Below are 13,950 nucleotides of genomic sequence, written 5' to 3'. Positions count from 1 at the left end.
TTATCGACACAGATGTCTTTCGACATGGAAATTCCACAGGGAAAGCGAGTAGTTCGATGACCACAGCACACGCTCCGCACACCGACCACACCCACGTGCACGGCCCGGGTTGTGGACACGTGTCGATCCCGCACGGCGACCACGTCGACTATGTGCACGACGGCCATCTGCACCGCGAGCACGGCGACCACTTCGACGAGTGCGAGTCGGCGGGCCACACCGAGCACACCGGCCACGACCACGTGCACGGCGAAGGCTGCGGCCACGTCTCGGTCCCGCACGGCGACCATGTGGACTACATCCACGACGGCTGCCGCCACGCCGCCCACGACGGACACTACGACGAGCACTGAGTAGGCCGCCCCCGTTTACCCGCTCCCCGACGACGGCATGTTGGCGAAGCGCGTGAAATCGCCTTGGGCGCCGCTGTATACGTTGACGTCGGTGTTGCCCGCGATGCCCGGGATGCGGCCGGAGTCGGTGGTCTGCCAGAAGGTCCAGGCAGGCCACCCGCCGGGCACCTCGGGCTGTTCGTTGCCGCGGTAGTCGGCAATCCACAGGGGGTAGCCGGTGAACTCGTTGGTGTCGGCCATGGCCGTGCGCCAGAAGTTCGGATACGTGTAGATGATCGGGACTCGTCCGGTGAGTGCCTGCACCGTGTTCAGGTAGCGGTGGGTCCAGTCGATCAGCGCGGCCGGGGGCAGGCCCGCGGAGGTCTCCAGGTCCAGCACCGGGGGCAGGTCCAGCGGGCCGTTCTGGCCCAGCACCACCGTCGAGTAGAGCGCGGCCTGCGGTTCGGGCGGCAACTCGGGGTGCGCGTAGTGGTACGTGCCGCGCGCGACGCCGGCCGCGCGCATCAGCACGCTGTCGGGGACGAAGTAGGGGTTGACGTAGGTCAGCCCCTCGGTCGCCTTCACCATCGCGAAGTGGTTGCCCGAGGCCTTCACCTCGAACCAGTTGATCATGCGCCCGTCGATGTGCTGCCACGACGAGACGTCCGGGCCGGTCGGCTCGGCGGATGCCACGGTGGTAGCTGACAGGATGCCGACTGTCGCCAGGGCGGGCAGGGCCAGGAGCGTGCGACGAACTTTCGGACGAGCCACGGTGCGTCGATACATGGCTACGAGCGTAAGCAGCGGAGGGGGATGTGACCACAGGCCTCGCTGGGTTTCGTGACGGTTGATTGCTCCGAATGTGCGGATTCGGGTCTTCGTCCCAAATCTCGGCGGGTCAGCCGAGCCAGTCGAGTACCGAAGCTGCTGTCCAGGACTGCTGCATGCTGCCCAGCGGCTTGCCGGTAAACGGGTCGTAGTACTCCGCGAAACTGCCGTCGCTGGCTTGGCGCAGCCCTTCGGCGCGCAGCATGAAGGACCGTTCGGCCCAGCCGCGCCGGGCGAACACCCAGGAGAACAGCCAGCTCATCACCGGCCACACCGGCCCGCGCCAGTATTCGCGCGCCCGGAAGTCCTTCGACACCGGCGAGGTCGAGGGCGGCAGCGCGTAGCGCAGGTCCGGGTGGCCGCAGAAGCGCGGGCCCTCGAACAGCCGCAGCAGGCTGCGCTCGGCATCGCGCGGCAGGCCCCCGCACAGCAGCGGCGCGAACATGGCCAGGGTCTCGGTGGTGATCCAGCGGCCCAGTCGCACATCGAAATCCCGCGCCGCGCCCGTGCGCGCGTCGGTGGTGGCGATGACGCCCGCGCGGAAGTAGTCCGCCCACTCGTACAGCTCGCGCACGTCGGCGTTCGGGAGCCGGTAGTCCTCGCCGATCCCGGCCAGTACCTCGCAGGCCAGCGCGAAGATCGCGGTGACGAACACGTCCTCCACCGCGAAGCTCATCGTCGAGGCGAGCTGGAAATCGTCGTATCCGCACCGGCGCATCTGCTCGACGAGCCACAGGTACCGGTCGTATTCGCGGTCGCTGGGCCGCTGCGCCGGGTCGACCAGGGTGATGTCGGCGCGCTCGTAGGGCGTCAGGTCGCCGGGGATCACGTTCTGGTAGGCCCGATCCCAGCGCGGCGAATTGTCCATCCCCGATTCCCAGCCGTGATACAGCGTGATGCGGCCGTTCTGCTTGGTGTCGCGGGCATGGGCGAGCCAGCGGTGCCAGCGCATCAGGTCCACCCAGCGCCGGTTCAGGAACTCCTCGGCGACGGCGCGGGTGGTGCGGCCGTGCCGCCGGGAGTGGTCGAGGATGCGCTGCACCGCGATGGCGTGCACGGGCGGCTGGGTGATGCCCGAGGTGTCGGGGCCGTCCGGCGCGTTGGCCGCCAGGCGGCGGCACTCCCAGCGCGACGGGCCGGGGAAGTAACCGTCCACGCCGTTGGCGAACACGATGTGCGGGATCATCCCGTTCTTCCACTGCGCCGACAGCAGCGTGTCGAGTTCGACGACGGCGCGCTCCACGCTCAGCGGCGCCAGGCCGACCGCGACGAACGCGGCGTCCCAGCTCCACATGTGCGGATACAGCTTCGGCGCGGCGCTGGTCATGGTTCCCAGATCGTTGCCACGAAGCAGGTATGCGGCTCGGGCCGCTAGTTGTGTCGGTGTGAAACCGGGCCCGTTCATCCCCCCATTCTGCGACGTCACCTTCAGGTATGCGCGCTGCGCGGGCTCCGCGCCCGTCGTCCGGTGTGATGCCGGCTGCTGTTCGGCAGTTCTCACGCTGTCCGCCTAGGTTCGTGATTCCGGTTGCCGAGATTGATACACCCGGCCGCTGGACGCCGCCACCCGGAGCGGTGACTGTTCGCTCACAGCGACCACGCTGTGCATCGCCGCGCGGGCCGCGGGAGTTACCGGCCGCCGGGATCGACCGAGCGGGATGCCGGTCGGTGGCCCGCGAGGACCCGGTTACGGTGTTCGCATGGCCGCATCCAGTTCTCCGGAGACGACACCGACCGCGCTGATCACCGGGGCGAGCCGCGGGCTCGGCGCCGCCGTAGCCCGCGAACTGGCGCCCACCCACGACCTGCTGCTCGGCGCGCGCTCGGCGGAGTCGCTGACCGCCGTGCTGGCCGAATTGCCCACGGCGACGGGGTGGCCGGTGGAGCTGACCGACTACGCGGCCGTAGCGCGCGCGACCGCGCCCATCGAGCGCCTGGACGTCCTCGTCCACAATGCCGGGATCGCCGAACTGGGCACCGTCGCGGAATCCTCGGTGGAGCAGTGGCGAAACACCCTGGAGGCCAACGTGATCGCGGTCTCGGAGTTGACCCGCATGCTGCTCCCGGCGCTGCGCGCGGCGAAAGGCCATGTGGTGCTGATCAATTCGGGCGCGGGCCTGCGCGCGAACGCCGGCTGGGGCGTCTACGCCGCCAGCAAGTTCGCCCTGCGCGCCTTCGGCGACGCCCTCCGCCTGGAGGAGCCCGACCTCCGCGTCACCTCGATCCACCCCGGCCGCATCGACACCGACATGCAGCGCGCCATCGTCGCCGGCGAGGGCCGCACCTACAACCCGAACGAATTCCTCACTCCCGCAACGGTGGCACGAGCAGTGGCCAACGCGGTACGGACGCCACGCGACGCCCACCCCACGGAAATCGTCCTCCGCCCGATCCGGCGCTGATCGGGTCAGAACATCCCACCACCGGCGTGCAGGGCCTGGCCGGTGATCCAGCGGCCGGCGTCGGAAGCCAGAAACGCGACGACATCGGCGATATCCCCGGGCTCGGCGAGCCGGCCCAGCGGAATCTCCGCGGCGATCGCCGCGATCCGATCGGAATCCACTGTGGCTACGACCTTTTCGGTGCGGGTCGGTCCCGGGAGCACGCTGTTCACGGTGATCCGGCGGGCGGCGAGTTCGGTGGACAGCACCCGCACCAGCTGGTCGCCCGCGGCCTTGCTCGCGGCGTACAGGCTCGCGTTCGCCCGCGGAACCACCGCCGCGCCACTGGAAACGACGATGATCCGGCCGCCGTCGACCACCTGCCCCGCCGCGGCGCGCAACGTGGCGAACGTGGCTCTGGAATTGGCGTCGAAAACGCGGTCGTAATCGGCGTCGGTGGTCTGGACCAGCGGAGCGAAGTGGGTGACGGCCGCGCAGTGCACCACCACGTCCGGGTCGCCGTAGTCCCGGCGCGCGACGTCGAACAGCCGCTGGACCTGGTCGGACACGGCGACATCGGCCCGCACCGCCGTCGCCGCGCCGCCCGCGGCGCGGATGGTGGTCACGACGGACTCGGCCGCCGCGGCATCGGAACGGTAGTTGACGACGACACCGGCCCCCGTGGTGCCGAGCCGCTCGGCCACGGCGCGGCCGATTCCGTGTGCGGCGCCGGTGACGATGACGGTCGGATTGTGCGACATGTTGTCTCCGCTCGAGATTCGCAGGACTGGCAGGTGTGCTGCCGCATTCGACGTTATGAGTCGGCGACGATCCGAACCATGGTGCAATGTGCCCTAAACATGCTTGATCGGATCACTCGGGGAGTGGCGCAATGGTTATCGATGCCCTCAGCGACGCGGTGGCCGCCGTGACCACGGCGCCTGCCCTGTCGGTCCACACTCGCGCCCGTGCGCCCTGGGCGTTGCGGTTCGGCGGGCGACGGGGCTTCGGCTTCCACGTCCTCGTGCACGGCGACTGCCTGCTGCTGCGCGAGGGCGCCGGTCCGCTGTCGTTGCGAGCCGGGGATGTCGTGTTGATCCCCGGCGGAGCGGTGCACGCCATCGCGGATGCCCCCGCGACCGAGCCCGTGGATCTCGTTGTCGCGCACCGCGTCGACCGGATCACGATCGGCGGTGCCGGCCCGGAGACGATCGTGGTGTCCGGCGCCTACCAGATCGAGCAAGGCGTACGGCATCCCGTGCTCGCGGGCCTTCCCGACCTGGTTCATCTGCCGGAACGAGCGCAGCCGCGGCGGCTGCGCGCTGCCGTCGAACTGCTCGGCGCCGAAATCGAGACGCGTGACCCCGGCGGCGACGCGGTCGTGGCCGCGCTGGTGGACGCCCTCCTGATCTACATCCTGCGGGCCTGGTACGACGGCAGCACGGTGGGCTGGACCGCGGCCATGACCGACCGGGCGATCGGCCACATCCTGCACCTGATGCACTCCCGGCCCGCCGAGGCCTGGACCGTGGACCGCCTGGCGGGCGAGATCGGTATGGCGCGAGCCACTTTCACGCGCCGTTTCACCCGATTGGTGGGGGAACCACCGCTGACCTACCTCACTCGCTGGCGCATGATCACCGCCGCCCGCCTGCTGCGCCGCGAGCGCGCCCCGCTCGCGACCGTCGCCCGGCAGGTGGGTTACACCTCGGAATTCGCCTTCGCCAAGGCGTTCAAACGGGAGTACCGCCGCGCGCCGGGAGCGTATCGGCGGCTCGCCGCGCCGCCGGGCTAGGCGACCACGTTCACCAGGCGGCCGGGCACCACGATGACCTTGCGGGGCTGCTTGCCGTTCAGGAATTCCAGCAGCTTCTCGTCGGCCAGGGCCAGGGCTTCGACGGTGGCGTTGTCGGCGTCGGCGGGGACGCTGACGCGGCTGCGGACCTTGCCGTTGACCTGGATCGGGTACTCGACCGAATCCTCCACCAGCAGTGCGGGATCCGCGACGGGGAAGGGGCCGTGTGCCAGGGCGGTGGTGTGCCCCAGCCGTTCCCACAGTTCCTCGGCGATGTGCGGGGCCATCGGGGCCAGCATCAGCACCAGCGGCTCCACCACCGTGCGCGGGGCGCCCTGCGGGTACTCCTTGGTCAGGTGGTTGGTCAGCTCGATCAGCTTGGCGCCGGCGGTGTTGTCGCGCAGCGCGGCGTAGTCGCCGTCGACACCGTCGATCGTCTTGTGCAGCAGGCGCAGCGTGGCGTCCGACGGCTCGGCGTCGGTGACCCGCACCGCGCCCGACTCCTCGTCCACGACCAGCCGCCACACCCGCTGCAGGAACCGGTGCGCGCCCACGACATCCTTTGTCGCCCAAGGCCGGGAGGTGTCCAGCGGGCCCATCGACATCTCGTAGAAGCGGAAGGTGTCCGCGCCGTACAGGTCGTACATCTCGTCGGGGGAGACGGCGTTCTTCAGCGACTTGCCGATCTTGCCGTACTCCTGGAACACCTCCTGCTCGACCCCGGCGTCGTCGGTCAGATAGAACCTGCCCTGCCGCTCCACCACGTCGGCGGCGGGCACGTACGCGCCGCGCTTGTCGGTGTAGGCGTAGGCCTGGATGTAGCCCTGGTTGAACAGGCGGCGGTACGGCTCGGGGCCGGACACGTCACCCAGGTCGAACAGCACCTTCTGCCAGAACCGCGCGTACAGCAGGTGCAGCACCGCGTGCTCGACGCCGCCGACGTACAGGTCCACGCCGCCCGGATCGTTCGCGCCGTGCTCGGCCGGGCGCGGGCCCAGCCAGTACCGCTCGTTCTCCGGCGCGGCCAGCGCCTCGGAGTTGGTGGGGTCGGTGTAGCGCAGCTGGTACCAGGAGCTGCCCGCCCACTGCGGCATCACGTTGGTGTCGCGGCGGTAGGTCTTGGGTCCGTCGCCCAGATCCAGTTCGACGGTCACCCAGTCGGTGGCCTTGGCCAGCGGCGGGGACGGCTCGGAGTCGGCGTCGTCCGGGTCGAAGGTGACGGGGGCGAAGTCCCGCACGTCCGGAAGTTCCACCGGCAGCATGGATTCCGGCAGCGCGTGCGCCCGGCCGTCCTCGTCGTAGACGATCGGGAAGGGCTCGCCCCAGTACCGCTGCCGCGCGAACAGCCAGTCGCGCAGCTTGTACTGCACGGTGCCACGGCCCCGGCCGTCGGCCTCCAGGTGCTCGATGACCTTCGCCTTGGCGTCCTCGATCTCCAGGCCGTTCAGGTAGCCGGAGTTCACCAGGGTGCCCTCGCCGGGGTACGCGGCGGTCGAGATGTCTCCGCCCGCAACCACTTCCACGATCGGCAGGCCGAACGCCGTGGCGAACTCCCAGTCGCGCTGGTCGTGACCCGGGACGGCCATGATGGCGCCGGTGCCGTAGCCGCTCAGCACGTAGTCGGCGATGAAGATCGGCACCTGTCGGCCGTCGACCGGATTGGTGGCGTACGCGCCCAGGAAGACGCCGGTCTTCTGCTTGTTCTCCTGGCGCTCCAGATCCGACTTGGCGGCGATCGAATCCCGGTACGCGGCAACGGCTTGCGCGGGCGTGGCGGAGTCGAAGGTCCAGCGCGGGTCGACGTCCTCGGGCCACCGCGCGGCGACCAGCCGGTCCACCAGCTCGTGTTCCGGCGCCAGCACGACATACGTTGCCCCGAACAGGGTGTCGGGGCGCGTGGTGAACACCTCGATGGCGTGGTCGTCGGCGGCGAAGGTGACCTGCGCGCCGCGCGAGCGCCCGATCCAGTTGCGCTGCATGGCCTTCACGTTGTCCGGCCAGTCCAGCAGGTCCAGGTCGTCGACCAGGCGGTCGGAGTAGGCGGTGATGCGCATCATCCACTGCCGCAGGCGCTTGCGGAAGACCGGGAAGTTGCCGCGCTCGCTGCGGCCCTCGGCGGTGACCTCCTCGTTGGCCAGCACCGTGCCCAGCCCGGGGCACCAGTTGACCACCGAATCCGACTGGTACACCAGGCGATAGGAGTCCAGCACCGCGCCGCGCTCGGCCTGCGACAGGTCGGCCCACGCCCGGCCGTCGCCGACTTCGCGGGCGCCCGAGTCGAATTCGGCCGCCAGCTCCTCGATCGGCCGCGCCTTGTTCGCGGCGGTGTCGTACCAGGCGTTGTAGATGCGCAGGAAGATCCACTGCGTCCACTTGTAGAACTCGGGGTCGGTGGTGGCGAACGAGCGGCGGCGGTCGTGGCCCAGGCCCAGCCGGTCCAGCTGGCGGCGCATGTTCTTGATGTTGGCCTCGGTGGTCACCCGGGGGTGGGCGCCGGTCTGCACGGCGTACTGCTCGGCGGGCAGGCCGAAGGCGTCGTAGCCCAGCGCGTGCAGCACGTTGCGGCCGCGCATGCGGTGGTAGCGGGCGAACACGTCGGTGGCGATGTAGCCCAGGGGATGACCGACGTGCAGGCCCGCGCCCGACGGGTACGGGAACATGTCCTGGATGAACAGCTTGTCGGGCGGGGTCTCGCCGCGCAGCGGGCCCACCGGGTTGGGCGCGAAGAAGGTGCCGCGCTCGTCCCAGGCCTGCTGCCACTTGCGCTCGATGCGTCCGGCCAGGTCGGCGTTGTAGCGGTGTGCGGGCACGTCGCTGTCGCCGGTCGCGGTCGCGCCGGCTGGGTCGGTTGCACGGGTGTCCTGCACGGTCTCGCCTTCTTGTCGCCATATCCCCGGGGTGAACGTTGCCCCCAGGGTAGAGCGTGCGCACGTCAGGGCCCAAAAAGGGTCAGCTGTCCGACCGCCCCCCGCGCGCGGCCGCCCGGCCCGCTCCGCGTCGTCACCCGTCACGCCGCTCACCTGCTACGGCCCCGCGCCCGGCGGCTTTTCACACCGGGTATCGTGAGCGGAGTGTTCGTGGTGGCGCTGTTCCTGTTCGTGCTGGCGGCCGTGGCCGTCGTCACCGGGGTACTCGGGCTGACCGGCTCCCTGCCCCCCAACCGCTTCTTCGGCGTGCACACCGAGGACGCGTTGCGTTCGGAGGAGTCCTTCCGCATCGCCAATCGGGTGGCCGCGCCCACCTCCTTCGGCGCGGGTGTGCTGCTCGCCGCCGGCGGCGTGATCGCCTTGTTCGCGGGCGCCGTGGTGGGGATCATCGGTGCGGCGGTGGCCGCGCTGATCGCCGTGTTCGTCCTCGGCGCGGGCGTGAACGCCGCCGCCGGGGCGATCGCCGGGCTCGCGCCCGAGCAGGTCGGCGGTTGTGGTGCGGCGTGCGGCGCCTGCTCGCTGCGCGACGCCTGCCAGCCCGCGGGCTGATGCGCCCGCACACGGTCGGCTTCGACCTCGACATGACGCTGATCGATTCCCGTCCCGGCATCCGCTCCTGCTATCTGGCCCTGTCCGAGCGCACCGGCGCCTACATCGATTGCGACCTCGTGGTCACCCGGCTGGGCCCGCCGCTCGAAGACGAACTCGCCAACTGGTTCCCGGCCGCGCACGTCCCCGCGATGGCCGACCTCTACCGCGAGATGTACCCCGACCACGCGGTGACCGGCACGCTCGCGCTGCGCGGCGCCCGGGAGGCGATCGAGGCCGTGCGCGCGGCGGGCGGCCGCGCGATCGTCGTCACCGCCAAGTACCAGCCCAACGCCGAACTCCACCTCGAACACCTCGGCCTCACCGCCGACGCCGTCATCGGCGACCTGTGGGCCGACGGCAAGGCCCGCGCCCTGCGCGCGGAATCCGCGAGCATCTACGTCGGCGACCACATCGGCGACGTCCGCGGCGCCCGAGCCGCCGGCGCCTACTCGGTCGGCGTCACCACGGGCCCGTGCACCGCCGAGGAACTACACGCCGCCGGCGCCGACACCGTCCTCCCCGACCTCACGGCCTTTCCCGACTGGTTCAGCCAGGCGGAGATCGCCGCCCGCTAGACCGTTCGAAATGAGACAGGCACCCATCCCGCGCCGTCGATGAGTTGTGCGCCGCCGACCGCTGGCGGCTCGTCCTGTGGATGGATGTTCACAGGTTTCCGACGTACGTGGCGCGGAGAAATCGGTGGTGCACTCTACACCGAATCGCGGTACCGCAGCGCAGGGCAGAGCGACGGCTTTCGGGATTCGCCACCCGGCTCAGCGTCCAGCTATGAATGTCGGTGGCGAGTGGCACAATCGCCAGTCATGAACATGGCTCTCCCGGAGTGGACGGCACCGGTTACCGGCTGGTTCGGTGATGCATGGGATCGCATATTCGGCATGTCCGCAGACGCCTGGGCTGCAAGTGCCGGGTGGACAACCGCCGCGATCGCTGTCGGCGCTGCTACGTTTGCCGCAAAACAAGCTAAAGAAGCGCGCAAAACTCGTGAAGCACAGGCGCAGCCAAATGTTGTTATGTACACAGAACCTAATTCTGCCGACTGGCAGGATCTGGATCTGGTTGTGAAGAATTTTGGAGCGACGCCAGCGTCAAATGTACGCCTATCATTCGATCCAAAACCGCAGGTCAGTCCTAATTTTGGCGAGAAGATTACCGATCTGATTTATCCGGAGGTGATCCCCATATTGGCTCCGTGGCAAGAGTGGCGAACCAGTTGGGATTATGCGCCAGACAGGTTCGAGGTAGAAGGGCTAGCCACGCTACACAAGGGACTCGTCACCTATGAGGACAGTCGCGGGAGAACTTACACGACTGAAGCTGTGCTTGACTGGAATACCTTGAAAGGCACGCAAAAACTACAAACAAAGACGATCCACGACGTTGCTAAGCAAATCGAGAAGCAAAATGAGCTACTTAAATCGATAGCCCAGTCTCTCGGTGGATTCGGCAACGAAAATTCGGGTGTGTGGGTGTATGCCGGCGATGCTGCGGCTGAGTCACAGCGCCGTCGTGAAAAGCGCGTCGATCGCAGGCGTCGGCTTGAGAAACTGGATCGTCAGCTCCGCCCGCATGCCTACAACCAGGTTGCCGCCGCAGAAGCTGTCCTGCCGACCGCAGACGAAATGGCACCACATTCGTCGGCAGCGGCGGCGAAGCCACTGGCAGAGCATCTGGATGGACCGGGTCGACCGGAAGTACTTGAGGGGTAGCCGAAGCTGAAATAGCGAGGGGCGGCTCGGGGAGCGTCTTCTTTACCGAGATAGTATCTCAGGACGCTCCCAGTTCTCGTTAGAATCTCTACTCTCGTGATGTATCCCCTTCTTAGGAGAGTTGCAAGATGGCCGGAACAACCCCGCGCGTGCTCCGTATGACCTTCGAATTCCGTGTCCCGGAGGGCAACGGAAAGAATATCCAAGACAAGGCTCTGGGACGTGCAGTTGACAAAATCGAGAACCCAGTCCGGTCGATAGCGCCCGAGGCGTTTCCTTGGGCGAACGAAATGGTTGTTCGTCGCGAGTACAACTACGCATGGTGGTCGGGTAGTGAGTACGAGAACAAGACCTACGATCTGCCTGCCAACGAATACAACGCGAAGAAGTAAACCGAGTGCTGCGTACGGGTTGTCGGCCCACCATTAGCGGGCGACGGAAGTTCGCTGCGTTCCGCTGAAAGACCCGCAACCCGCGCATATTTACCGCAAATCCGCAGTGTACGAGCTTGTTTTGACAATCAGGAGTCTGGCTCGCGCAGCGAGTGGGTCCCGAGCGGGAGGTGGGTCAGCAGTACTTGAATCAGCGGTGTTCCGGAACGTGGCGTCGGTGCAATCGACGGTGTGCGCGGAGCGCGGCACGGAACACCACGATGCCGGAGAACGTCGCGCCGCTGAACTAGACCCGATCCGGCGAACGGCGTGTGATGGAGTCGGCCCTTTTGAAGTGCGCTGTGCGGAGGGTTGGAATTGCCCCTCGATTCTCGCGCGAATCCCGGTGCGGCACCGCGTTACCCGGTTCCCGGCAGCGCGAACGCCCCCGGGAGCCGATGTCCCGGGGGCGGTTCGGGTGGGTCAGGCGGTTTTGCGGCGGAAAGTGGTTCTCGCCCAGAGGTAGCCGATCGCGGCGATGGCCACGCACCAGGCGAGGGCGATGAGGCCGTTGTTGCCGATCTCGGTGCCCATCAGCAGGCCGCGCAGGGTTTCGGTGATCGGGGTGAACGGCTGGTACTCGGCGAATTGGCGGACGCCGGTGGGCATGGTGTCGGTGGGTACCAGGCCGCTGCCGAGCATCGGCAGGTAGATGACCGGGGTGGGGGTATTGCTCGCGCCCTCGGGGGTGGCGGCCGAGAGGCCGAAACCCGCACCGAGCCAATTGAATGCGAAGAGCACCAGCACGAGCAGGCCGAGAGCGGCCACCCATTCGATGGCGTCGGCGTTCGGGCGGAAGCCGAGCAGCAGCGCGATGCCGACCATGAGCGTGACACCCAGCAGACCCTGGATCATCGTGCCGAGCACCTCGCCGGTGAGGATCGACGAATGCGACATCGACATGGTGCGGAACCGGTTGACGATGCCCTTGGTCATATCCGTCGCGACCGACACCGAGACGGCCGTGACCAGCAGCGCCGGCACCATCAGGATCATGCCCGGCGCGATGTAGTCGATGTATTTCGCGCCCGGCGCGAGCGACTTCTCGAGAGCCCCGCCGAACACGTAGTTGAACATCAGCAGCAGCACCACGGGCATGGCGACGAGCATCACCGTCATCGCCGGATAACGCTTGGCGTGCACGATGTTCCGGCGCAGCATGGTGACCGTGTCGGCGACGGCGTAGGTGGCGGTACTCATTGCGCGGTTTCCTTTTCGGGAACGGATTGTCCGGTGAGAGTGAGGAATACGTCGTCGAGGTCGGGGGTGTGCACGGCCAGCCCCTCGGGCTCGATCCCGGCGGCGTCGAGCCGGTCCAGCAGCGCGCGCAGCGTGCGGACGCTGCCGTCGCCCGGGATCGCGAGCGTCGCGTCCTCGGGTTCCGGTACGCCGCCGAGCAATTGGGCGGCGAGGTCGAGGGTGGCGCGGTCGGCGAAGGTCAGCCGCACGTGCCCGCCGGGCACCAGCCGCTTCAATTGCTCGGGCGTGCCCGCCGCGACGATGCGGCCGTGATCGAGCACCGCGATCCGGTCGGCGAGCTGGTCCGCCTCCTCCAGGTACTGGGTGGTGAGAAAGACCGTCACCCCGCCCGCGACCAGTTCGCGGATGATCTCCCACATGCCGCGGCGGCTGCGCGGGTCGAGCCCGGTGGTGGGCTCGTCGAGGAAGATCACCTGCGGGTCGCCGACCAGCGTCATGGCCAGGTCCAGCCGCCGCGTCATGCCGCCGGAGTAGGCCCCGGCCGTCTTGTCGGCGGCGTCGACCAGGTCGAATCGCGTCAGCAGGTCCTCGGCGCGGCGCCTGCTCTCGCTGCGCGGCAGATGGTGCAGGTCGCCCATCAGCAGCAGGTTCTCCCGGCCGGTGAGCAGTTCGTCCACGGCGGAGAACTGGCCGGTCACACCGATGGCCGCGCGCACCGAGTCCGGGTCGCCGGCCACGTCGTGCCCGCTCACCCGCACCTCGCCGCCGTCCGCGCGCAGCAGTGTGGACAGGATCTGCACGGTGGTGGTCTTGCCCGCCCCGTTGGGGCCGAGCAGCGAGAAGATCGTGCCTTCGCCGACGGTCAGGTCGATGCCGTCGAGCACGACCTGGTCCCCGAAGGATTTCCGCAGGCCGGCGACCGAGATGGCCGGCGGGGGATATCCGGTGGTCATAATCTGTCCTCTCATCAACAGATAGGAATGCATGCATGAGTCGACCGAGCCGTGTCCCGAAGGTGTCCGGGCAAGGCGTTCGTGTCGTATTCGTTTGTGCGGGAACGGCTCTCGCGCCGGCCCCGGCCGTCAGATGTCCAGGTCCTCGATCTGCGGGTGCTCGACGATGTCGACCACCCGCTGATACAGCGCGTTCGGAATCCTCCCCTTCAGATCGGTCACCGAGTCGTAGATGTCCATGGTGAAATCGCCCCAGTCCGGGTCGCCGACGCCGAGCATCTTGCGCCAGTTGGTCAGGTCCTTGATCCAGTTGGCGCTGGTCTCGGACGGGTAGTCGGCCCAGGCCGAGGTCTGCATGTGCAGCACGAATTTGCCCTTGCGGCTGCGGTATACGCGGATGTGCTGCTGGTGGCGATCGTTCATGTCGCGCATCTCGCCCAGGAGAGCGCCCGAGAACCGCACCTGCCGCGCGCCGTTGTGACCGACGCGCAGCAGGACCTCCTCGAAGCCCTCCTGTCGCCCCTCCTCGAGTTCGATGAACCGGCGCAGCGCCGTCACGATCGCGCCCGACAGATTGCCGCCGACCAGCTCCTGTGCACGCTGGAACAGGGGAAGGTCGTCGTCCGATACGTAAACGGTCTTGTTGGGCATGCCTCCACTATACGTAGACGTATACATACACACAAGAGGCCGCCGACATTGTCGAGAACCACCGCGCGGCGGCCGCGCAAGCGGGGAACGCCGATCCGGAACAGGGGATCGATCTTCGCGTTCGGGGGTGAACC

The 13,950-nt window shown here is 68.1% G+C and carries 14 protein-coding genes; 7 read left to right on the top strand and 7 right to left on the bottom strand.

The features are described from left to right. Window positions 1–56 precede the first annotated feature (56 nt). A complete protein-coding gene (locus tag IU476_RS32620; protein ID WP_195106159.1) occupies window positions 57–353 on the top strand; it encodes a hypothetical protein in 297 nt (98 codons plus the stop codon). A 15-nt stretch (window positions 354–368) separates the two neighbouring features. Here IU476_RS32620 and IU476_RS32615 read toward each other — a convergent pair whose 3' ends face one another. Together IU476_RS32615 and ggh are read right to left on the bottom strand one after the other, a co-directional pair. Beyond that, window positions 369–1,118: a glycoside hydrolase family 25 protein gene (locus tag IU476_RS32615; RefSeq protein WP_195106158.1), complete on the bottom strand. Its 750-nt coding sequence runs from the start codon at window positions 1,116–1,118 to the stop codon at window positions 369–371. Window positions 1,119–1,230: 112 nt separating this feature from the next. Continuing rightward, a complete protein-coding gene (ggh, locus tag IU476_RS32610; RefSeq protein ID WP_195106157.1) occupies window positions 1,231–2,565 on the bottom strand; it encodes a glucosylglycerate hydrolase in 1,335 nt (444 codons plus the stop codon). Window positions 2,566–2,860: 295 nt separating this feature from the next. On the opposite strand from ggh, the gene IU476_RS32605 reads away from it, so the two are divergent. Beyond that, window positions 2,861–3,562: an SDR family oxidoreductase gene (locus IU476_RS32605; protein ID WP_195106156.1), complete on the top strand. Its 702-nt coding sequence runs from the start codon at window positions 2,861–2,863 to the stop codon at window positions 3,560–3,562. Between the two features lie 5 nt (window positions 3,563–3,567). On the opposite strand, the gene IU476_RS32600 is transcribed toward IU476_RS32605, so the two are convergent. After that, a complete protein-coding gene (locus tag IU476_RS32600; RefSeq protein ID WP_195106155.1) occupies window positions 3,568–4,302 on the bottom strand; it encodes an SDR family oxidoreductase in 735 nt (244 codons plus the stop codon). Window positions 4,303–4,433: 131 nt separating this feature from the next. On the opposite strand from IU476_RS32600, the gene IU476_RS32595 reads away from it, so the two are divergent. Next, a complete protein-coding gene (locus IU476_RS32595; RefSeq protein ID WP_195106154.1) occupies window positions 4,434–5,336 on the top strand; it encodes an AraC family transcriptional regulator in 903 nt (300 codons plus the stop codon). Here the strand turns inward: IU476_RS32595 and leuS are convergent. Continuing rightward, the gene (gene leuS / locus IU476_RS32590; protein WP_195106153.1) at window positions 5,333–8,203 is read right to left on the bottom strand and encodes a leucine--tRNA ligase; all 2,871 of its coding nucleotides are present in this window, start codon (window positions 8,201–8,203) and stop codon (window positions 5,333–5,335) included. The genes IU476_RS32595 and leuS overlap by 4 nt on opposite strands. A 195-nt stretch (window positions 8,204–8,398) precedes the next feature. Between leuS and IU476_RS32585 the strand changes: the two genes are divergently transcribed. The 4 genes from IU476_RS32585 (at window position 8,399) to IU476_RS32570 (ending at window position 10,973) form a co-directional block, all read left to right on the top strand. After that, window positions 8,399–8,812, top strand: coding sequence for an SdpI family protein (locus tag IU476_RS32585; RefSeq protein ID WP_438944096.1), 414 nt, complete (start codon window positions 8,399–8,401; stop codon window positions 8,810–8,812). After that, entirely contained in the window at window positions 8,812–9,429 is a 618-nt protein-coding gene (locus tag IU476_RS32580) for an HAD family hydrolase (RefSeq protein WP_195106152.1), read from the top strand. Before IU476_RS32585 ends, IU476_RS32580 begins: the two co-directional genes overlap by 1 nt. 246 nt (window positions 9,430–9,675) lie before the next feature. Next, window positions 9,676–10,581 (top strand): DUF8453 domain-containing protein, encoded by a 906-nt coding sequence (locus tag IU476_RS32575; RefSeq protein WP_195106151.1) that lies wholly within the window; start codon window positions 9,676–9,678, stop codon window positions 10,579–10,581. 128 nt (window positions 10,582–10,709) lie between these two features. After that, a complete protein-coding gene (locus IU476_RS32570; protein ID WP_195106150.1) occupies window positions 10,710–10,973 on the top strand; it encodes a hypothetical protein in 264 nt (87 codons plus the stop codon). 462 nt (window positions 10,974–11,435) lie between these two features. Here IU476_RS32570 and IU476_RS32565 read toward each other — a convergent pair whose 3' ends face one another. From IU476_RS32565 to IU476_RS32555, 3 genes are all read right to left on the bottom strand, one after another. Further along, window positions 11,436–12,212: an ABC transporter permease gene (locus tag IU476_RS32565; RefSeq protein WP_195106149.1), complete on the bottom strand. Its 777-nt coding sequence runs from the start codon at window positions 12,210–12,212 to the stop codon at window positions 11,436–11,438. Beyond that, a complete protein-coding gene (locus tag IU476_RS32560; RefSeq protein ID WP_195106197.1) occupies window positions 12,209–13,165 on the bottom strand; it encodes an ATP-binding cassette domain-containing protein in 957 nt (318 codons plus the stop codon). Before IU476_RS32560 ends, IU476_RS32565 begins: the two co-directional genes overlap by 4 nt. 129 nt (window positions 13,166–13,294) lie before the next feature. Further along, complete coding sequence (locus tag IU476_RS32555) at window positions 13,295–13,816, bottom strand: EXLDI protein (RefSeq protein WP_195106148.1); 522 nt, start codon at window positions 13,814–13,816, stop codon at window positions 13,295–13,297. Window positions 13,817–13,950: the final 134 nt, after the last annotated feature.

The sequence above is a fragment of the Nocardia blacklockiae genome (genome assembly GCF_015477355.1).
Lineage (GTDB): Bacteria > Actinomycetota > Actinomycetes > Mycobacteriales > Mycobacteriaceae > Nocardia > Nocardia blacklockiae.
The sequence above is the reverse complement of the archived record's forward strand: the minus strand, read 5'-3'. Positions and strand labels throughout refer to the sequence as shown.